Genomic DNA, 20706 nt, shown 5'->3' with positions numbered 1-20706 from the left:
TTTCTGCTATTTCTTTTCTGTTTTCTGCTATTTCTTTTCTGTTTTCTGCTATTTCTTTCTTAAGTCGCCTGTTTTCAGCGTCTCCTCTTTCATCTGCTTTTGTTGCAGAGGCTCGGTATCGCTCTAACTCTGCTGAATATTTTTCCGGGAAATGTTTCCTTGCGTCTTTAATCGCCTGATCTAAGAAATAGACCGCTCTCCCGTTGCCTCTGTATTCTTCTGGGTTTATTTCTCCAGTGGCTCTCATTACGTGCAGGAAGGAAAACATTGTCATTTTTGCTCCTTTTATCTTGGCTTGGTCCGTGCCTGCTTCCTGCAATAGACTCTGGTAATAGGTTAGTGCGGCCGACTGATCTGCTGGAGCCAGCTCCTTATAAGAAGAAAGACGCTCGAGTACAGAGGCACTGTCGCCCGCTGCCACCTCCGCACGAGCGGGTTCTGCAGTGGCCGTGAGCGGCAAACCGTGCATCAGCAGCGACGCCGCCAGCACGATGCCCCCTGTCAGTTTGCGAGAGTTCTGCATCATCGAATCGTTCCTCGTGGTCGTTGAGAGGTTGCCCGGTCGCTTGGAAAATGGCCTGACTCCTGCCGTCACCGGGCGACTGCGGCTTTCCGTCTGTTGCGCGGCACGGCGTGAGATTTATGGCCCCGTCGATCGCATGAGGTCTTTCATCAGCAAGAACAGATGATAGGGATCGGTCGGACTGGGGCGGAAGTTGAAATGTTCGTAGAATGCTCGCGCCTCTTCGTCCTTGGCATGAACGAACAGCGCTCGGATACCGGCAATGTCGGCGGCCTGTGCGGTGCGGCGCAGGGCGTCTTTCAGCAGAGAGGAGCCCCATCCGCGCCCCTGTTCGTTTTTGGTCACGGCCAGGCGGGCCAGCACCATGAGCGGTACCGGATAGCGTCCCAGTCCTTGCGTGACGCGGCTCGGCGCGTCCTGATGGTTGGCTTGCCCGACGGCCAAACTGTAATAGGCGACCACGTCCGCGCCTTGGCACAGCACATAGGTCTGGGCCAGGTGGGCGCGTTGGTTACTCAGGGCGAAGCGTCCCAGAAAGTTGTTGAGTTCGGATTTTCCGCAATCAAAGCCTTCCGTGTTGTGGGAAAAATGCAGTTTCTCGATGCCCGTGACGGTCATGGGTTGAGGGCTTGTTCCAGGGCACTGGGCTCCGTCAGCAGGCGCTGAAGTCGGGGCATCGGTTGCGGGGGCGCGTCGAGTGCTGCGAGGAACGCAGCCCATTGCTCGTCATCGAGTTGGAATAGACGCCGATCGGCCATGATTTCGGCGGCCTTATTCAATGCACTGTCCAGCAGGAATTCGGATACCGTCTTGCTTGACGTATTGGCCGCGTCCTGCAAGGTGCGTTTCACGCTCGGGGTGGTGCGAATATCGATGCGTTCGCTACGGGGTTCGGTTTCGCGGGACATTGGGGTGGTCTCCTGAACATCGTTCGCGTCAATATGACACACGTTGTCAGGACAGACAAGCCGCCGTTCCACTTTTCCCGAGTCGCACACCTTGGCGCCGGGGCTTGAGGTTATCGGGCTCCAGGCCGCACTGGGGCAGTTGCGATCTGCCGCTTCGCCAGCGGGTGAGTTCTAGCCCCCCAAGGTGCCAGTCACCGGGACAAAGCGTACCGGCAGCACCTTCTGGCCCGCGAGCTGTCCGGACGGACCCTTCATATAGACCGCGAGTTGCTGGATGCTGTCGGGCTCACCGAGCGGGATCACCAGCCGGCCGCCCGGCTTGAGTTGTTCCAGCAGGGGCTGGGGCTGGCGTGGGGCGGCGGCGGTGACGATGATGGCGTCGAAGGGGGCCGCCTGCGGCCAACCGTGCCAACCATCCCCGGTTTGCACCTGGACCCGGTCGTAACCGAGCTCGGCGAGCCGCATGCGTGCCCCCGCGGCCAATTCCTGGACGATCTCTATCGTGTAGACGTCGAGCCCCATGGCGGCCAGCACCGCGGCTTGGTAGCCGCAGCCGGTGCCCAGCTCCAGGACCCGCTCCCCGGCGCCTACTCGCAGCAATTGGCTCATGATGGCGACGATGTAGGGTTGGGAGATGGTCTGGCCGCGACCGATGGGGAGTGGATGATCGGCGTATGCCAGGGCACGCTGCCCGGGTGGGACAAAGGCGTGACGGGGGACCGCCAGCAGGGCGGCGCGCACAGCTGGGTCGAGGCGGTCGAAACCGAGCGCAGACGCCGTCAGGCGCACCTCGGATTCCACTTCGGCGATCAGTGATTCGCGTTCTTTCATGCTCACAAGGTGACACCCGCTCCGCGGTGCAGGGGACCAAGTCACGCGCTGCGTGCGGCTACGATGCCTTTTCGGAACGCAGCCACTTGGTGATGGTGGTGGACCGCTTCAGTTCGGCCGTTCGCCGTGGGTCATTGGTCCAGAGTTGGAGCGCGCGGGGTGTCATTTGCGTGATGATGATTCCCCAGCGTTTCACATACAGCCAATGGATGCCGGGATGGTCGATGGCGACCGTGAAATAGTTGGCGATATAGCGGCGTGCTGGGAATAGCCGCTTGAGCAGCAGTACCACGCGCCCGCGTGCCGTTTTTTCGTTCGCCAGGTGTTCCACCGTGTTGCCCAGCATCTGCTTGGGTTGCTGATGCAAGAACATCGCCTCGAGTGCGGCCTTGCGGATGTCGGCGTCATCCGCGCCCGTGGGCCGCAGTCCATCCAGCACCGCGGCGGGCGGTTGCACTCCGAGATGTTCCCGCACCAGCTCCAACATCAGCCAGACACCCCGGCTCCAGCCCAGCTCATGCGCCCGTGCCAGGAAATCATCCCAGTCGATGGGGCGCGGGAGTCGTGTGATGACTTGAGCGATATCCAGCATGGCGCGGGGCCCCACGTACTGAAAGCGATGGTGGATCGCGGCATGGAAGCACAGCAATAGCAAGTGATCCTCCAGGCACGGAGTGCGGCAGGGCTGGCCGGCGAGCGTGGCGCTTTCCGACCGCTGCCAGAACCGGTCCTCGTCAATCGCCACTTCATCAATGGGGTGGGTCAAGGACCAGTGGATGTCGAAAAAGGCGCCGGTCACCGGGTGAATGAGCTTGAATTCATTATTGATCGCGGCAATCTGGCGCAGATCGGTGCAGTCGGACGGCACCTTAAAGCCCTGGGTTCGCGCGAGCGCAGTGAATCTTGGCATGTCCTGCGGGCGCAGCAGCAGGTCGATGTCGCCCGAGGCGCGGGCCTTAAGGTCGCCGTAGATCGTTTCGACCAGCCAGAGGCCCTTCAGCAGTAGGAACGGGATTCCGGCCGACTCGCAAGCCAAGCACATCGTGCGCAGCTGTATCTGTCTTCGCAGGTTGTACAGGAGGGTCGAACGAACCCTGTCATTCAGGCGCTGCAGGTCCGCTGCGGGCACCCGCGCGCGCAGTCCTTGGTTGGTCTTGAGGTATTCGCTGAGCTGGAATGCCAGTCGGTCGCGGATGGCTTGGCGGGTCAGCGTAGTCCAGTCGCTGGGGCCCAGTGCCGCCAGCCGGTCCGGGGCGGGCAGTGAGGGATTGCTGTGGAGTATCTGTAGCAGCAGATCGGCAAACGGGGTGGGCATGATGTTATGGCGATTCGCCCCCCCATAGCCAGGCCGCGCCGCGCACGCCGCTGGAGTCCCCATGCACCGGCGGCAGGATGCGGGTGGCGAAGCCGTCGCAGAAGAGGTGGGGCCGAATCAGGCCGGGGAGTTGCTGGTAGAGGTGGGGAAGGTTGGATAGACCGCCGCCCAAGACGATCACCTCCGGGTCGAGAACATTGATGACGCTGGCCAGCCCGCGGGCGAGGCGCTCAGCATGGCGGTTCAGTGTTGCTTGCGCCGCCGGGTCGCCCCGGGTGGCCGCCGCCGCAATGGCGAGCGGGGAGAGGTCGGCGCCAGTGTGTTGATGGTGGTCGGCCGCCAGTCGGGGACCACTCAAGTAGGTCTCCAGGCAGCCGCGTTTGCCGCAGTAACAGGGTGGTCCGGGCAACTCCTCGGGCGTGGGCCAGGGTAGGGGGTTGTGACCCCATTCGCCGGCGATGGCATTGGGTCCGGTGAGGAGCCGTCCGCCGATCACGACCCCGCCACCGGTGCCGGTGCCGGTGCCGATGATGACCCCGAAGACGCTGCCCGCCCCGCGGCCGGCCCCGTCCGTTGCCTCGGAGAGTGCAAAGCAGTCGGCGTCGTTGGCGAGACGCACCGGCCGCCCCAGCAATTGCGTCAGGTCGTGCTGCAAGGGCTGGTCGTTGAGCCAGATCGAGTTGGCGTTGCGCAGTCGCCCGCTGAAGGGTGAGATGGCCCCGGGGGTGCCGATGCCGATATGCCCCCGCTGGCCGGTCTCGGACTCGATGGCAGCGATGAGGCCCGTGATGGCCCCCAGGGTGGCGCCATAGTCATCCCGGGGGGCCGGGATGCGGCGCCGGGCCAGGGTGGCGCCAGCGGGATCGAGTGCAATGGCCTCGATCTTGGTCCCACCCAGGTCGACCCCGATGCGCATTTCCTCAGCCCTCGGGTTGGTCAGCGCTTTCAGCCCCCGAGGGGTTGGTGAAGCGGTCGTTGAGGGTCTGGATGTAGATGTCGCAATTCTGCAATACCAGCTCCACCTGCCGCTGCGCATCATGGCCCCAGCCGGCCGGGGTGGTGAGCAGCATGGTGCGCGCCGGGCGCGTATTGCGCTGGAAGGCCCCGACCAGGTCTCCCGGCACGTTCGACTCCGCGGCGCGCGCGCGCACCCAGCCCAGCAGCCCCTTGGCCGCCAGGTGCCGAATCCCGAAATGGACGGCCAAGGCCAACAGTGTGAGGAGGACGGTCAGGGCCAAGGGCGCCCAAGAGGACCCGGTGAACGCCGCCAGCCAGGGCGGGTCGTAGGTGAGACCCTGCCAGTGTCCGGCGTTGATTCCCCACAGCAAAAAGATGGCCCCGGCTAGGGCAAACGCGGCAGCATCCATGGCCCATACCCGTTGCCGCCAGCGCCCGAGGGCCTCGGTCAGCAGTCGCGCGGCGCCTTTGCTGATGGCGGTAGCGGTCTTGTCCAGGGCGCCGACGATCCGGTAGGCGCGCTCCACCTCCACCGAGTGCATGCGCCCGTGGATCTCTTTCAGATCCGCGTCACGCTTGGCCTCATAACGGCGCCGCTTGGCCTCGTCCTCGATCGGGCTGGCCGCGTCCGGACTATAGATGGTGTAGAAACGCCCGGCGGTCAGCCCCTCGTCACTGAGTGCGCGTTGCCAGGCGGCCACCACATCCTCCGGATTGTCCTCGCGCGCGGTCATATCGATCTGGTTGAGGATAAACATAAACTTGCCCGGGTCGACGCGGTTCATCGTCTTGCCGACCAGGTGGTGCAGGGTGTCGCGCATGGCGCCCGGCTCCGGGTGGCGGGCGTCGAAGAAAACCAGCACCAGGTCGGACAGATCGATGATGTGATCGACGATCCGCAAGGTGGCCGTGCGCTGCTTGTCGGCGTCGAAGCCGGGGGAGTCGATCAGGATCTTGCCGCGCAGGGCTTCGCTCGGGCAGCCCTGCAATTGCAGATAGGCGTCGATCCGGGCGCCCTCGCCGCTGGCCACCTCATTGATGCTGTTGGAGATGCGGTACAGCGGGAAGCGCGGGTCCGCGTCCAGTGCGACGCCGGGCAGCGCATGGGGCGTGGCGGCGCGGCTGTAGCAGATCACGGTGAAGCGATCGTCCACCGCCTGGTTGCCGGTGCGCTGCACCTTCTGTCCGAGGAAGTGGTTGATAAAGGTCGACTTGCCGGAGGAGAAGGTGCCCAGGACCGCGATCAGGGGCCACCAGGGGATCTGGGTGGCATAGGACTCGCTTGCGGGCATCAACCCCATCGCGTGGGCGACCCGGTCCAGCTCCCGGAAGCTCTGAATCGAACTCAGCAGCACCGGATTTTCCTGTTCCAAATGGCGTTCCAGGTTTCTCAGACGCTGGGAGACGACCTCTTCTGTCGACATGTGGCGATTCCTAAGCGAGTGGGCGGGGACCACCCCGGGTCCGGCTGGGTCGGGACGCCGCAGCCGATGCCGGGTGCGTGCCCCGCGACCGCAGGCATACACCGGGGCGGCGGTAAAGTGACCGCGGATGGTATACCGATTCAAGTGCGGCGCGGTAGTCTGCTGCCTCCCGGCAGGTCCGGCTCGGGCCTTGGCCGAGCCGCTAGTGGTGTCGTAAGCCTCTGAAGTAATAGATATCCTGAGTAGGAGGCTCGTTCGTTTACCCCAGCCCAAACCGCTCCAGGATGGTCTATCTTTAGATTTTCTGCTCCGTTACGCCCGAAGTCCCAAGGTTGGATTTCAGTTCGACCAGCCCCCCCCAGCGACCCCCACCACCGCGGTTCCGGATGAAGCCGACCCGCCCGCCGGGCCGGACCCTCAACGCCACCAGCCGCCAGGCACCCTCGAACTACCGCTTCAGAATCGCCCGCTAGCCGCCCCTGTTCGGTAAGCATTCCCAGCAGAGGTAACCAGGTTCGCAGACATTTCCGACGCCGTTGTGATCGGAGTCGGCTTGATCGGGATTCGCCTTCAGTGGGCAGTTGTCCCTGATGTCAGGGATGCCGTCATTGTCGTCGTCCGCATCCGCGTTGTTGCCGATGCCGTCATGGTCCGTATCCAGCCACTCCGCCGGATCGAGCGGGAAGGCGTCATCGCCATCCGGTACGCCATCGCCGTCGCTGTCCAAGCCCGGATAGCTAATGGTAATCTGAGTCCCTGTCACGGTGTGGGGAACGGATCGTGCGCCGTGGGCGTCAGCCAGCGCGTGCATGGAGTTGATAATCGGGATCGCGTTCGATGTAGCGAAGCCGACGCTATAGGTGCCCGCCGCCGCGGCAGTATTCGCCTGCAACCCGATGTTGAGCAGAATGCCGTCGCTACCGGCGATGCTGGCCGTGCCCGAGTAAGCGATCACTGCGACCCACACATTGGCCCTGTCTTCGGTCACCAAATAGTCGGTCGTGAAACCGGCCGGAAGCAACGCACCCGCGGTCACACCTGTCACGCCTATACCCTTGGGCAATGCAATCCGGGAGTTGAAGCCGGCGTACGGTTCGGTACCGCCGGAGAGCCGCAATTGCAGGGTGGCCGAACTGCCCTTTTGCACGTGGATAGGTCCGGAGACGGAGAGGACCGGCACGGCCGTTGCGCATGACGCGGAGACCAGGAGCAGCGCCGCTGTGGTCCAATTGATTGCATGGGACTTCATAGCTGGCTCCTCAGTTCCGATCGAGGTAGTAGTTGTAGAACCAGATCTCGATGTCCGATACCTTGTTGAGGTCCAGGATCGGCTGATTCGAGCTATGGATGGTCGGGACTTCCAGGGTCCAACTGCTCACGGCGGGGGAGAACTCTCGAAATTCCTTCTTGCGCAGAGACTCCACCGGGGCCTCCGGGTCGCGGGCAATGACCGCATTGATCGACACGTCGAAGGCGTCCTTGGAGCGGAAGGCCAGGGCGTGGGTTATCGGATCTTCCCGCGGTCGGGTGAGAAGAAGATCCCCTGGAGATTCGGCCTGACCGTGCTGAATTGCAGTCGCACCACCTCTTTGTTGGTTCCCCAGGTCGGCTTCACATGGGGCGCAATGCTCTTGAGATAGCTATGGAATGCGGTTAGCGCATCCACCGACTGGCCGGTTACCGGGTCCGGGTTGGCGAAGCGGGCGCGGGTCGGGTCGGCCGGATCCAAGCCTAGGTTGATCCAGACCCGGAAGGTACCGGTGCTGACATAGATGGCGTCGCTCAGGCCATCACCGTTCACGTCTGCAAGCAGCAGGCGCGTCTCGTCCAGTACGCCGAAGGGCGGGTTCGCCATGGGGACGGGGGCGCCGAACTCACCGAAGCCCTTGCCGGGGTACCAGGTGCACTGATCGCTCTGGACCCATACCAGGTCCTGGATGCGGTCGCCGTTCATGTCCGCCAGGCGGACGTAGGGGCGGTCGAGGCCCAGGTTCGGGTTGGGCAAGGCGGGGGTGAATGCGTTGCTCCATCGATTGGGCTGGCGGCTGGGCTGACCCGCGGTGCCGGGGCGGCTGAGCCAGACATAGACGTCGCTGGACGCCGCGGTGCGCATCACGTCGATGCGCTTATCGTTGTTTTGGTCCACCAGCCGCGTGTCGCGGTTCCGGAAATTGAACAGTGCCTGGCGGATCAAACCGCCGTCCTCCCAGGCGGGGGCGGTAGGCGGTCTTGAGTGGGAAGCGGGGGCGGTAGTCGACGAAGGGGTCCGGACGGGCCTCGTAGACCAGCTCGACCTGCATGGCGCCGTTGTATTGGATCAGCCGGCAGTAGCGCTGGTTGCTGTCGTCCAGCTTGGCATGGGTGAAGGCGATACGGTTGCCGTTGGTGTCCTCCATGGACTCCAGCAGCCAGCGGAAGATCCGGCCGGTGCTGTCTTGGATGCGACCCTCAGGTGTGGTGCCAAAGCGCAGTCGGGTGCCGTCGCTCTGGGTGGCCAGCCAGCCGGCGCCGTCGCGTTGAAAGCGGCTGAAGTCGGACTCGTTCTTGGGTCTGAAGGTGCCGTCGGCCAGCGGGATCAGGTCCTCGCCGCTGCTGTAGATGAAGGTATCCCACTCATCGGGCTCGTCGATTTCGCCGTCCTGGTCGTTGTCCACGCCATCCAGGTTCGGGTAGTCCGTGTAGTAGGGCAGGCCCTTGTCGGTCCGGCGCTGGATGCTCGGCAGGTTCAGCCGCCAGCCCAGGCCCACCGGGCCGTTGCCGTCGCCGCCGTTTTACGCGATGCCGATGGAGGGGGCGAAGCCGGCCCGACCGGGGGGCACGGCGAAGGGGACCGCATACGAGGCCGTGCCGCTGTTGAGTTGGGGCTGGAAGGACTCGCCCAGGCCCTCAATGGAGCCGGGACCGGAGGGGAGTGAAAGAACGGTCGGTTGGACGCCGGACTTGTCGGCAGTGGTGGCGGTTGCAGACAAAGCGAATAGCCACACCGCACAGGTGAGTGCGATGAGTGCGTGTCTTGCTGTAACCGCCGAACTGTGCATCGTGCGTCCGCTTGGGACCTGGGTTCCGCAGACCGGTCTGACGGCCGCACGGTAACCTGTTGGAGCTCGATAGCGCTGATGTCAGCGGTCATTCCCAGTCGTAATTGTTTTGAGACGCCCTGACCCGGTGATGCTACATGTTTAGTCCATCACCTGACAAGGCGGGCTGCTCGGGCTTGTTAACCCCAAGTAGTCATTTCGACTTCGGCCAATTTGCAGTTGGTCGGCGAGCCGACACGTGACGCCACGTCGGTGCCGAAGCGTGAGCTGAACCGGTGGGTGGCGCCGTCGATCGCAGCGGCCAGGGTCTACCCAGCGTCGGGCAGTACATCCGCAGCAGTCGCTCAAATCTTGTTCTTGATAACTTTAGCAATCTCTAATATTCTATTGGCAGGTGAGGTGCTGCACACCCCGCTTGCCACAAAAAACATGATCGAAATTAGAGATAAAGACGAAGAAGATTGCTACTGTTGTCGCCGTCGCCGCCCTGCTGGGTGTGTCTGCCTCTGCCTCTGCGTGGGCCCCTGGGGTGGTGGTCCAGGTTACGGGAATGGTTGGGGCGACAACGGTTCGGGCGATGGTTGGGGCGACATGTTCGGGAACGGCAACTTCAACATGAACATGAGTGGCGGCGGCAGTGGCCGCGGTTACGGACGGGGTAACGGTTATGGCTATGGCGATGGCTACGGGCCCCCGTACTACGGCGGCTACGCCCCGTATGGTGTGGCTCCCTATGGTGCTGCTCCCTACGGTACTCCCTATGCCGCATACCCGGCTCCGATGGCTCCCCCAGCCCGCACTGTTCCGGCCCAGACTGAGTCCAAGTAAGACCGTCACGTAGATGGTGGATGCGCAACGCTTCTCTACCCTACCGATGAATACGCTGGTCTGGTAATTTCCGGAAATCACCTTAGCAGTGGCGGGCGAGGTCTCCCCGGGGTGCCTGAGTCGTTGCCGCCCGCGGGGCGGTCCGTTTGGAGTGCCCGGGGTAGCCTCGCTACCCCACTGTTTTATTTTATGTTCTCCTCGCGTTGCTTGAATCGACCCGGGGGGCGCGTCATACTGCCGAGTCGGGGCACACCGGGTTCTTCGGCAGTTGCCCGGTCGGCCGGTGATTTGATTTAAAAACCAATCGCTTAGTGTGCGATTCGATGGGAAATATTTAATGAGACGTGCTGTCGGTGCCTGCCTGCTTGTCCTTGCCACCGGGGGCGTCCTGGCCGCCGGTCCCGCTGCCCCGGGGCCACGGGACCTGGGTGACTCAGTTGTGGTCCAGCAGGCCCAGGGGGTGCCCAGCGTGTCCCTGGGTGGGACCGTGATCCCCTACAAAGAGGTCACGCTGGCCGCCCAGTTAGCGGGCCGGGTCGCTTGGCTGGCCGGGATCGAGGGTGACACCTTCAAAGAGTCTGACCTCCTGGTCGGGATCGACGACGCCGAGTTGTTTGCCAAACGCCGCGCCATGCTCGCCCAATTGGCCAGCGCCGACGCCCAGTTGCGCAACGCCGGGGTGCAATACAACCGTGAGATCTTCGCGCCGCGCTCAAGCGGCGCCCCGGGCGGCATGGGCGTCCCGAATCTGTTCGACCAGATGTTCACCCGCCCCCTGGAGAACGTCGTCGGCGACCGGGAGCGCGGGGCCGAGCGCGGGGCGGATCTCTTTGCGTCCGGCATCCAGGTCCAGGAGGCCCAAAATGCGATCATGCGCCTCCAGGCTGAACTCCAGGGACTGGATACGAAGATTCGCGACGCCCGCAGTATCGCCCCGTTCGCCGGGGTGATCGCCAAGAAGTTCGTTGAGGTGGGGGACACGGTCCAGCCGGGTCAGCCACTGCTTAACTACGCCGATGTGGCCTACCTCCAGGTAGAGGTGGAGGTGCCGGCGCAGCTGCGCCCGGGGTTGCGTGAGGGCATGATGGTCAAGGCGGAGCTGGATCTGGATCACCGCCAGGTGCCGGTGCGGGTGGCCCAGATCTTCCCCGTGGCAGACAGTCAACGTCACACGGTCAAGGTCAAATTCGACCTGCCCCAAGGGGTGTCCCAGCCGGGCATGTACGCCAAAGTGCTGATCCCTGACGCGGGCGGTCCGTTACGCAACAATCCGGTGATCCCGTTGAGCGCCATCCGTTACAACGGCAGTCTGCCCGGTGTCTATGTGGTGGGCGAGACTGGCGAGCCGCAATTGCGGCTGATCCGCATCGGCGAGGGGCTCGGCGGCGGTTTGGTCAGCGTGCTCAGCGGGCTCACGGCGGGTGAGCGGGTGCTGGTCAATCCGGGTCCGCGCGTGACCGCGGGCTGGGCCAAGGGCGGGGCTGCGGATCGCTAGGAGCATTGCTATCCAGCATGTGCTTTGCCTGAGAATAAATGGACGGGATTATGAGCCAAGAAGTGACCGCTGACCCCGAACGCGCAGAGTCGACTGTCAGCGAGGACCCTCCGGGAATCGCCGGGCGTAGCGCCCGGTTTTTCATCCGCTCCCCGCTCTCGCCGCTGTTCTATGTGGCCATGTTGCTCATGGGGCTGCTGGGGCTGATCCTGACCCCGCGCCAGGAGGACCCGCAGATCTCGGTGCCCATGATCGACATCATGGTGCAGTACCCTGGGGCCTCGGCGCAGCAGGTCGCCAATATGGCGATGCAGCCCCTGGAGCGGATCATGAGCGAGATCCCCGGGGTCAAGCACGTCTACTCCGCCTCGGAGCGCGGCCAGGGCTTCGTCACCGTAGAGTTCGACGTCGGCCAGCCGATGGGCCCGTCGCTGGTGAAGGTGAACGACAAGCTGGCCTCCAACATGGACAAGATCCCCCCCGGGGTCCTGCCGCCGCTGGTCAAGAGCAAGGGCGTCGACGATGTCCCCATCGTGACCCTGACCCTGTGGTCCAAGGACCTGGACGGGGACGGCACCCCGGACGTGGACGACGGGCAGTTGCGCCTGCTGGCCCAAGACGTGCTCCAGGCCATCGGGCAGGTCAAGAACACGGGGCCCGGCATGATCATCGGCGGGCGGCGCGAGCAGGTGACGGTAGATGTCCTGCCGGCGCGACTGTCCGGGTATCAGATTAGTCTGGACCAGGTGGCACAGACGCTCAAGACCGCCAATGCCGAGACCTCGGCCGGTGCGCTGGAGTCCAGCGGCTCACACTTCACCCTGACCACCGGCTCGTTTCTGAAGGGTGTGGATGACATCAATCGGCTGGTGGTCGGTACCTTCAATAAGGCGCCGGTCTACATCCGTGATGTGGCACGGGTGACCCTGGGGCCGGAAGACGCCACCCAGTTGGTGGCCTATTACACCGGGCCGGCGGCGCAGCGACAGGACGCACCGGATGGCCGCCCGGCGGTGACCATCGCGGTGGCCAAGAAGGAACTGACCAATGGCGTGAGCGTGGCCAACGCCATTATCGACCGAGTGGATGAGTTGAAGGGCAACCGCATCCCCAACAACGTCGAGGTCAGTATCACCCGCAACTATGGACAGACGGCGGACCAGAAGGTGAGTGAGCTGATCGGCAAGCTGATCAAGGCGACCTTCTTCGTGTTCGTGCTGGTGCTGGTGGCGTTTCGGGCGCTGCGCCCCGCCATCGTGGTCATGCTGGTGATCCCGGTGGTGCTCTTCATGACCGTCTTTGCCGCTTGGATCTGGGGCATGACGATCGACCGCGTGAGCCTGTTCGCGCTGATCTTCTCTATCGGTATCCTGGTGGATGATGCCATTGTCGTGATCGAGAATATCTACCGACGCTGGCTGGCGGAGGGTCGCACTGATGACGCGACCGCGGTGGACGCGGTGCGTGAGGTGGGCAATCCCACCATCCTGGCCACCTTCACGGTGATCGCGGCCTTGCTGCCCATGGGCTTCGTCAGCGGCATGATGGGCCCCTATATGGCCCCGATCCCCAAGCTGGGGTCGGTGGCCATGTTTATCTCACTGTTCGCGGCCTTCGTCTTCACCCCCTACCTGGCCATCTCCAAATGGCTGCGTCCATCGCTCGCCTACCTGGCGGCGGCAGAGCACCGCGAGCACCGCCATGCCGAAGTGACCGAGCGCGTCTTCCGCGCCATACTGACGCCTCTGATCTTAAGTCCCAGGAAGCGGCGGCTGTTTCGGCTGGCGTTATGGGGGGCCTTCCTCTTCACCTGCTCTTTTTTCTATTTCAAGTGGGTCGCGGTGAAGATGATGCCGCTCGACAACAAACCCGAGTTCTCGGTTGTCATCGACCTGCCAGAGGGCACGGCCCTGCCGGTGACGGCCAACCTGGCCGACCGCCTGGCGGCCAACCTGCGCACGCTGCCCGAGGTAACCGCCCTCCAGGTCTATGTCGGCACCGCGCGGCCCTTCGACTTCAACGGGATGGTGCGGCACTACTACCTGCGCTCGCAGCCCTGGCAGGCGGAGATCCAGGTCCAGCTCACCGATAAGCACGTCCGCGCGCGCACCAGCCACGAGATTGCGGTCGCGGCGCGCGAGGCACTGGACAGCCTGGTGAAGGGCACCGGGGCGACGCTCGCCGTGGTGGAGATGCCCCCAGGCCCGCCGGTGTTGCAGTCCGTGGTGGCCGAGATCTATGGCCCGACTCCCGAGTTGCGGCGTGCGTTTGCCCGCGATGTCACTGACTATTTGCGTAAGACCGCGAGCGCCCGCGACGTCGACAATTATCTGCGCGCGCCTTATGACTATTGGCGCTTCGACGTTGACACCGAGAAGGCGGTCCGCCGCGGGATCTCGGTGGACACGATCAATCGCAACCTCACCATGGCCTTGGGCGGTGCGCCCATCGGCGACATCAAGCAGGCGGCCGGCCAGCAGAGCGGGCACGAATCCACCGCGATCGTCCTGCAGGTCCCGCTGGCGGAGCGCTCGCAGATCGAGCGCTTGGGCGACCTGCCGATCCAGTCCAGCCAGGGTTTTAGCGTCCCACTGCGTGAGTTGGGTGAGTTCCGCTACGCCCAAGAGGAGGACATGATCTATAACAAGGACCTGCGTGGGGTGGAGTTCGTGGTGGCCGACGTGGGCGGACGCCTCGCGGCGCCGACCTATGCGATGTTCCAGGTCCAGGACCTGATGGCGGCGGCCGACTACACCGCTCCGGACGGCACCAAGCCGGCCGCCGGTGGGGGCCTTGGGGACGCCTTCTATTGGTTAACGCCGCCGCCGGCAGCCGACCGGCTCGCCGTGGAGTGGGGCGGTGAATGGACGGTGACCTTTGAGACCTTCCGTGACATGGGGGGGGCCTTCATGGTTGCCCTGGTGCTGATCTATATCCTGCTGGTGTGGGAGTTCGGTCACTTCCGCATCCCGCTGGTGATCATGGCGCCGATCCCGCTGACCCTGCTCGGGATCATCCCGGCCCACTTCGTCATGTTCCAGCTGGGGCTCGGGGGGGCGTTCACGGCCACCTCCATGATCGGCTGGATCGCGCTGGCCGGCATCATCGTGCGTAACTCCATCCTGCTGGTGGACTTCTCGCTGCACGAGATCCGCCGCGGTACGCCGGTGGCCGAGGCGGTGATTCGTGCCTGTAAGGTCCGCACGCGGCCCATCCTGATTACCGCCCTGGCCCTGGTCGCCGGCTCCAGCGTAATCATCACCGACCCCATCTTCCAGGGCATGGCCATCTCGCTGCTGGCCGGTACCATCGTCGCCACGGTCCTGACCCTGATCGTCATTCCACTGGGTTGCGTGGCCCGCGCGAATGAAATGTGTGCGGTCGCCGCCGCCACGGCACTGCATCTGCCGGCCTCCGGGCTGCCGTGCCAGTCCGAGGTGGTGCCGCGGGGGGCGGTGCCGGGTGGCACCGGGGCGGGTGGTGGTTGGTCCGCCGCGCCGGCGAAGCTGTGGGATGTGCTGACGCTGGTCTTCTATGCGATCCGCGGCATCTTCATCCTGCTCTTCGACCTCGCGAAGAACGCCTTCAAGCCCAAGTCACCGCCGCGGTCCCGGTCGCCCAAGTCCGGCACGGCGGCCCCCGGGGGCGCGCCGCCAGCCACGCCGGCACCTGCGGTGGCGCCGCCCTCGGCCCTGTCCGCGGCACTGCAGAAGGTCTGGGGGGTGCTGACCCTGGTCTTCTACGGCCTGCGCGGCATCCTGATCCTGCTGATCGATCTGGCGCAGAACGCCTTCAAGCCGAAGCCGCCGCCGCGCGTGAGAAGGCCAACGAACAGGGCACCGGCGGCGCCCGCACCTGATGCGGGTGCCGGTTGCGCGGCGGCTCCAGTGGCCGATGGCGGGGCAGGGGACGCGGTGGATTCGGTGTCGGCGCCTCCTGCGGGTCCAGTGGCGGCAGTGGATGTCGTCACTCCCCCTGAGCCGCGCTCGGCATTGGTGATGCGACCGGCTGCCGCGGCGAGTGAGGACACCCCCGCTGCGCAAGACGCGCGGGCGCCTGCGGGGTCCCCGGAGACCACGACTGAGATTGGTCCGGGCGCGGCGGCGCTGACTCCCGCTGAGCCAGCTGGCACTGCGGCCAAGACCGGCAGCGGCAAGAAGACCGCGGCCAAGCCGGCGACGGCGACGACACCTTCGAAGGTCGGGACCCGCTCGCCACGGCGAGGCATCCGGCTGAAGCGCGATGATGAGCCCGATGGGGACAAGTCATGACCAGGTGGCTGATTCTGCGGCGGCTGGCGCCAGGCTTAGTGCTTGCGTCGGGACTGGCGGCGGCGAATCCCTGGGGGATCGGTGACAACCAGGGCGCGGCCCAACGGCAGGCCCCGGGTCCCGATTGGATTCAGGGCGCTCCAGCCTCAACCTCAGCCCCAGCGCCAGTGGATCGCGCCGGTTCGCCGGACCATGCCACTGGCGCGAGCGATGCGCCTGGCCGTGCGTGGTCTGACGCCGCGGGCGCGCCGGCCTGGAGCGGCGACTGGCGTCGCACCGGTGAGCCGGCGACCGGGGAGCCAACACGAGGACCGGCCCCGGATGCTCCGGCCTATCGTTTCCGCGAGGATGCCGGTGGCGCCGACCTGCCGGTGGGGGCTGCCGCGGGCACCCCGGCGGGACCGGCTGGCGTCGCTGATCCGCCGGCGAGGCCAGCCCCCGGGTATCGCTTTCGCGGCGATCCGCCGGGGGTGGTTGGCGCAGGTGGCGGTGGGCCGGATGCCGGTTCATATCGCTTCCGTCCCTTGACGGAGCGGGAACTGGAGCGTCAGGGGCAGGGTGCCGACCCGGGTCCAAGGCCACGCCGCGCTCCGCCCGCGGGGCCGGGATGGCCGGATGAGCGCAGCGGTCCCTGGCCGTCACGGTGAGCGAGCCCGGTCGCGCGGGTGCGGGGAAAGGTGTTTCGAATTCTAACCGAGCAATTAATTGAAGGAGGCGGAGCGGCATCATGAGCATACACAAACGGGTGGTTTCGGCGGCACTGCTGGCCGTTGCGATGGCGGCAGCGGGGGCGGTCCGGGCGGAGGGGGCCAGCGCCCAGTTCGCGGCGGACATGGCGCGCAGTGCACCGGATGGTCAGGTGGTCGGGGGTAAGCTGTTTGTGGGCGACGGGCGTACCCGAATGGAGATGTCACAACAGGGGCGTGAGGTGGTGCGGATCAGTGATCAGAAGCGCGGCATGGAGTGGTTGCTGTTCCCGGCGGACAAGACCTATCTGGAGCGCTCCACGCCTGCGAAGGGCGCGACGCCCGCGCCGGCGACGCCCTCGCCAGAAGCCGATCCATGCGTGGGCTTGGAGGGGTTCACCTGCCGTCGGATCGGTCTCGAGGACGTGAACGGACGCCCGGCGGTGAAGTGGGAGATGTCGATGACCGACAAGGGTCAGACCCTGACCGCAACCCAGTGGTTGGACCAGCAGCGGGGCCTGCCCTTGAAACACGTCTTGCCGAACGGTCAGACGATGGAACTCAAACTGCTCGGCACCGAGACCCTCAACGGCCGCACGGCGGAAAAGTGGGAGATGACCACCGGGGTGCCCAATCAGCCGCCGACGAGCAGCATGCAATGGTATGACCCGGAACTGAAGCTGGCCGTGAAAGAGGAGCTTCGCGGCGGGGCCGTGAGTGAGCTCAAGAATATCCACGTCGGCCCCCAGCCCGATGACCTGTTCAAAGTGCCGGACGGGTACACGAAGAAGACCCTGCCCCAGCCCGCACCGCCCCCGGGTGCGCCGCCGATGGGTACACCAGCCCCGGCCGCACCGCCGGCGGCTGCACCGGCCCAATCGGGCGGCAGATAGCGTGGGTGCACCGCTCTTCGGGGCGGTGCCTGGCTTGACGGTGCGGACCCGCTGGGTAGCGGGCGGTCGCGGACACCCAATCGGAGTCTTACGTAGAGCATGATCACGCTGGTCGCCAGTCTCAAAGGTGGCTCGGGAAAGAGCACGGTCGCATTCAATCTTGGGGTTTGGTTGGCGTTGACTGACGTCTCCTGCCAGTTGGTGGATATCGATCCCCAGGCGACCCTCACTGACGTGATCGAGGTACGCCAGGAGGAGGGGTTCGCCCCGCCACTGCACGCACTCGACAAAGCGGTCCTCACGCGTGAGCACTTTCAGGGTATTGACGAGGTCGTCATCGACGCGGGCACGGCGGACATGGACAGCCTGCGCCTAGCGTTGGTCCTGTGCGATCGGGTGGTCGTGCCGGTGCAGCCGTCCCAGGCGGACATCTGGTCGGCGCAGCGCTTCATCCATCTGGTCGCCGCGGCGGCACGGGATACGCCGCCCGAGGTGCTCGGTTTTATCAATCGGGGCGACACCCATCACGCGGTGCGCGAGACCGACGAGGCCGCTGCGGCACTGGTGGCGCTCCCCGGCATCCGTCTCATCAAACCGCGCCTGTCCCAGCGGACCGTGTTCAGGCGCTCGTTCAGCGAAGGGCTCGCGGTCTTTGAACTGGAGCCGAAGGGCAAGGCCGCCCGCGAGTTCCTGGGCCTGGCGGCGCTGCTCTATGCCGACCTGGTGAGTTGAACCTGGAGTGGACTCAGGTTGGCCCGCGTGTCGGCGAAACGGCTTGTTCGGGGGCTTTTTTCTGTTAAGCTCAGTCCGTCAATTCGATCAATTCTTACCCCTTGCGGTGATTACACATGGCGGCTCATGAGACCCCCACTGGCGCGCCGATCGCCCACGAGAACCCCGGGAATGGACATGGTGGCGGCGTCTTTCCGCTCGGCGGTACGACCACGGTCAGCGATGCGCAGATCAATCTGATTGCCATCGATCGCCTCTCCCATGCCATCGAATCCAGCGCCAGGCGGATGGAAGTGGTCGTCTATCCATTGCTGTTCGCCTTTGTACTGCTGGCCACCTATGGCTTTTATCTGGTGTACAGCCTGACCAAGGACGTCCATTCTCTGGCGGTTAGCGTGGAGACCAACATGACACTGCTGGTCAGTAACATGCAGTCGGTTTCAGGCAACTTGGCGAAAGTCAGCGACGATATCAATGGTATGACGAAGAGCGTGGATGGCATGGCGCGGGACGTGAAGACCCTGGACCCGATGCTCACCAGTATGATCAACATGGACCGGTCCATGCGGGAGATGACGCTCAATACCACCGTTATGCGCGATGATATGGCGTCCCTGAATCGCAACATCGGCCGACCCATGCGGGTCATGAACTCGTTCATGCCCTGGTAGCGGCGGTGGGCTCGCCCGGCAGCACAATGAAAACCGCTGACCCCCAGCCGGTGCGTCTCATCGTCGCCATTTCATCGCGCGCACTGTTCGATCTCAGCGAGTCCCATCGGGTCTTCGAGACGGAGGGGGTGCACGCCTACCGCGCCTATCAGGTCGCCCACGAGAGCGCCACCCTAGAGCCCGGGGTTGCCTTCCCGCTGGTGCGCAAGCTCATGAATCTCAACGCCACCTTGGGCGAACGTGGCCGGGTGGAGGTGATCCTGCTCTCGCGCAACAGTTCCGATACCGGGCTGCGGGTCCTGACCTCCGCCCACCGGCACGGGCTCGACATCACCCGCGCCGCCTTCACCGGCGGCGCCAGCCCGTATCGCTATGTCGCGGCCTTCGGGGCGCACCTGTTCCTGTCGACCGATCCGAATGACGTGCGACTCGCCCTATCGGCCGGGTGCGCCGCGGCCACCGTGTTGCCGGCGGCCTCCACCAACCGGGGCGCGGACGACGGCCAGGTGCGTATCGCCTTCGACGGCGACGCGGTGCTGTTCTCCGATGATGCCGAGCGACTCTATCGGGAGGAGGGGCTGGCGGTGTTCAATGCCAGCGAGTCCGCGTCCGCTTACGAACCGCTCCCTGGCGGTCCATTCAAGGGGTTGCTGGTGGCGATCCAACAACTCCAGGCGCTATTCCCCCCGGATGACGCCTCGCCCCTGCGCACCGCGCTGGTGACCGCCCGCGGCGTCCCCTCCCACGAGCGTGTGGTGCGGACATTGCGCGCCTGGGACATCCGCATCGACGAGGCCCTGTTCTTGGGGGGGCTCTCCAAGGCCAACTTCCTCGCAGCCTTCGACGCCGATATCTTTTTCGACGACCAGGAGGTCCACTGCGACCAGGCCAGGCTGCATGTGGCGACCGGGCATGTGCCGCATGGCGTTGCGAATGAAGTCGGGCGCTCTGGCTAGTCGGTAACTGAGGCGGCATGAAGTGATGAAATCCCTGCGCGTGGGACTTGCGCTGATCCTGGCGGTGACTGCCTCCGGTTGTGCCGGCATCAATCGGCTGCGCTATCTTGGCGACCCCACCGTGAGCCCCTCGACGCTTGCCGTGGAGGTGTGCGCGAGTTGCCATGGCGTCGACGGCAACACCACCTTACCCCGATTTCCCCGGCTCGCCGGCCAAACCCGGGACTATCTGCTCAATCAATTGACGGCCTTTCAGCGCCGCGCCGGCCCGGAACTGAGCGCCGGGCGCTTGTGGGGCATGGCCGGTGGGCTGACTAACCTGGACGCCAGACGCATGTGGCGTGTCGCCGGCGGGCTGACGACTGACCAGATGAAGGGCCTGGCCGATTACTATAGCAAGCAGTTGCCGGCGCCGAACCCGATCAATGCCGGGGATGCGCCACTCCTCGGGCTGCGGCGGGCGATCTACCAGACTGGAAACACCAACCTGGCCTTGGTGGCCTGTCAGACCTGCCATGGCCCCGAGGCCCACGGCAACGGGCCTCTTCCGCGCCTGGCGGCACAGCACAGTGGCTATACCGTCGCGCAGTTGCTGGCTTTTCAGGGTGATCAGCGCGGCGGCCAGGCGGGGGTCGCGATGAAACAGATCGTCGCGCATCTGACGCGTGCGCAGATGGACGACGTTGCGCTGTTTCTACAATCACTACCTTGATCGCCGTGGCTGCGTCGTAGGAGAGGCCCCCCGGCCGCGACGGGTTGCCGCCCAAATGACAAGATGATTTCAGGATACGCACATGATATTCAAGCACCGTCGCTGGCAGGAACGCTGGCAAATCAATGAGGAAGGCATCGCGACGCATGACACCGGCTTGCGCGTGCGCTGGGAAGACGGCCAGGGGGTGGCCGAGAACGCCGAAGAAATCGCGCTGACTCTGGTTCCGGAGCACGGCACGCACAACGCGCCGGCGATGGTTCAGCGGCTGGTGCGTGAAGGCGCCAAACTGCTCATTAATCCTAACTCCAGAGGCTGGCGCGACTCAGACTCCTAATCGGCCTGCGGATCTTTAGGCGCCGGTCGAGCCGCAGGGCGGGTGGAGCGATGGGGACCACTGAGCGGCAGGGTGGGGCTCCTGGTGGCCCTGGGGGGCGTGGTGGTGGACTTCTTCGGGGGCGTGGTC

The 20706-nt window shown here is 64.8% G+C and carries 20 protein-coding genes and 2 pseudogenes; 10 read left to right on the top strand and 12 right to left on the bottom strand.

Features of this window, described 5'->3' with window-relative positions:
- From QZY44_RS19375 to QZY44_RS19320, 12 genes and pseudogenes are all read right to left on the bottom strand, one after another.
- The coding region (locus tag QZY44_RS19375; RefSeq protein WP_295450124.1) for a hypothetical protein at positions 1–526 on the bottom strand (526 nt) is incomplete at its 3' end.
- Positions 527–640: 114 nt separating this feature from the next.
- Positions 641–1141: a GNAT family N-acetyltransferase gene (locus QZY44_RS19370; protein WP_295450122.1), complete on the bottom strand. Its 501-nt coding sequence runs from the start codon at positions 1139–1141 to the stop codon at positions 641–643.
- Complete coding sequence (locus tag QZY44_RS19365) at positions 1138–1431, bottom strand: DUF1778 domain-containing protein (protein WP_295450120.1); 294 nt, start codon at positions 1429–1431, stop codon at positions 1138–1140. Before QZY44_RS19365 ends, QZY44_RS19370 begins: the two co-directional genes overlap by 4 nt.
- 171 nt (positions 1432–1602) lie before the next feature.
- A complete protein-coding gene (locus tag QZY44_RS19360; RefSeq protein WP_295450127.1) occupies positions 1603–2262 on the bottom strand; it encodes a protein-L-isoaspartate(D-aspartate) O-methyltransferase in 660 nt (219 codons plus the stop codon).
- 58 nt (positions 2263–2320) lie between these two features.
- Positions 2321–3577 carry a nucleotidyltransferase family protein gene (locus QZY44_RS19355; RefSeq protein WP_295450117.1) on the bottom strand — a complete coding sequence of 419 codons (1257 nt, stop codon included), beginning with the start codon at positions 3575–3577 and terminating at the stop codon, positions 2321–2323.
- Between the two features lie 4 nt (positions 3578–3581).
- The gene (locus tag QZY44_RS19350) at positions 3582–4493 is read right to left on the bottom strand and encodes an ROK family protein (protein ID WP_295450114.1); all 912 of its coding nucleotides are present in this window, start codon (positions 4491–4493) and stop codon (positions 3582–3584) included.
- Positions 4494–4497: 4 nt separating this feature from the next.
- Positions 4498–5958 (bottom strand): dynamin family protein, encoded by a 1461-nt coding sequence (locus QZY44_RS19345; protein ID WP_295450111.1) that lies wholly within the window; start codon positions 5956–5958, stop codon positions 4498–4500.
- A 469-nt stretch (positions 5959–6427) separates the two neighbouring features.
- Positions 6428–7207, bottom strand: coding sequence for a thrombospondin type 3 repeat-containing protein (locus QZY44_RS19340; protein WP_295450108.1), 780 nt, complete (start codon positions 7205–7207; stop codon positions 6428–6430).
- Between the two features lie 10 nt (positions 7208–7217).
- Complete coding sequence (locus QZY44_RS19335; protein WP_295450104.1) at positions 7218–7424, bottom strand: hypothetical protein; 207 nt, start codon at positions 7422–7424, stop codon at positions 7218–7220.
- Positions 7425–7462: 38 nt separating this feature from the next.
- Positions 7463–8104, bottom strand: coding sequence for a VCBS repeat-containing protein (locus QZY44_RS19330; RefSeq protein WP_295450101.1), 642 nt, complete (start codon positions 8102–8104; stop codon positions 7463–7465).
- Positions 8085–8714: pseudogene (locus tag QZY44_RS19325) on the bottom strand (SpvB/TcaC N-terminal domain-containing protein); the annotation flags it as partial. The gene QZY44_RS19330 and the pseudogene QZY44_RS19325, both read right to left, overlap by 20 nt.
- Positions 8715–8729: 15 nt before the next feature.
- Positions 8730–8996 (bottom strand): hypothetical protein, encoded by a 267-nt coding sequence (locus QZY44_RS19320; RefSeq protein ID WP_295450098.1) that lies wholly within the window; start codon positions 8994–8996, stop codon positions 8730–8732.
- A 445-nt stretch (positions 8997–9441) separates the two neighbouring features.
- On the opposite strand from QZY44_RS19320, the pseudogene QZY44_RS19315 reads away from it, so the two are divergent.
- The 10 genes and pseudogenes from QZY44_RS19315 to QZY44_RS19270 all read left to right on the top strand — a co-directional run bounded on the left by QZY44_RS19315 (position 9442) and on the right by QZY44_RS19270 (position 20577).
- Positions 9442–9824, top strand: a pseudogene (locus tag QZY44_RS19315) (sulfur globule family protein).
- A gap of 337 nt (positions 9825–10161) precedes the next feature.
- Positions 10162–11319, top strand: coding sequence for an efflux RND transporter periplasmic adaptor subunit (locus QZY44_RS19310; protein ID WP_295450085.1), 1158 nt, complete (start codon positions 10162–10164; stop codon positions 11317–11319).
- 50 nt (positions 11320–11369) lie between these two features.
- A complete protein-coding gene (locus QZY44_RS19305; RefSeq protein WP_295450079.1) occupies positions 11370–15590 on the top strand; it encodes an efflux RND transporter permease subunit in 4221 nt (1406 codons plus the stop codon).
- A complete protein-coding gene (locus tag QZY44_RS19300; RefSeq protein ID WP_295450071.1) occupies positions 15587–16237 on the top strand; it encodes a hypothetical protein in 651 nt (216 codons plus the stop codon). Before QZY44_RS19305 ends, QZY44_RS19300 begins: the two co-directional genes overlap by 4 nt.
- Before the next feature lie 80 nt (positions 16238–16317).
- A complete protein-coding gene (locus QZY44_RS19295) occupies positions 16318–17169 on the top strand; it encodes a hypothetical protein (RefSeq protein WP_295450060.1) in 852 nt (283 codons plus the stop codon).
- Between the two features lie 99 nt (positions 17170–17268).
- The gene (locus QZY44_RS19290) at positions 17269–17901 is read left to right on the top strand and encodes an AAA family ATPase (protein WP_295450048.1); all 633 of its coding nucleotides are present in this window, start codon (positions 17269–17271) and stop codon (positions 17899–17901) included.
- Between the two features lie 116 nt (positions 17902–18017).
- Positions 18018–18572, top strand: a complete 555-nt coding sequence (locus QZY44_RS19285) for a hypothetical protein (protein WP_295450044.1) — start codon at positions 18018–18020, stop codon at positions 18570–18572.
- Positions 18573–18598: 26 nt separating this feature from the next.
- The gene (locus QZY44_RS19280; protein WP_295450041.1) at positions 18599–19528 is read left to right on the top strand and encodes a 5'-nucleotidase; all 930 of its coding nucleotides are present in this window, start codon (positions 18599–18601) and stop codon (positions 19526–19528) included.
- Positions 19529–19553: 25 nt separating this feature from the next.
- Entirely contained in the window at positions 19554–20240 is a 687-nt protein-coding gene (locus tag QZY44_RS19275) for a c-type cytochrome (RefSeq protein WP_295450029.1), read from the top strand.
- A gap of 82 nt (positions 20241–20322) precedes the next feature.
- The gene (locus tag QZY44_RS19270; RefSeq protein ID WP_295450024.1) at positions 20323–20577 is read left to right on the top strand and encodes a hypothetical protein; all 255 of its coding nucleotides are present in this window, start codon (positions 20323–20325) and stop codon (positions 20575–20577) included.
- The last annotated feature ends 129 nt before the right edge of the window (positions 20578–20706 follow it).

The organism is uncultured Thiodictyon sp., from assembly GCA_903837595.1.
Lineage (GTDB): Bacteria > Pseudomonadota > Gammaproteobacteria > Chromatiales > Chromatiaceae > Thiodictyon.
This window is presented reverse-complemented; position numbering and strand designations above follow the sequence as displayed.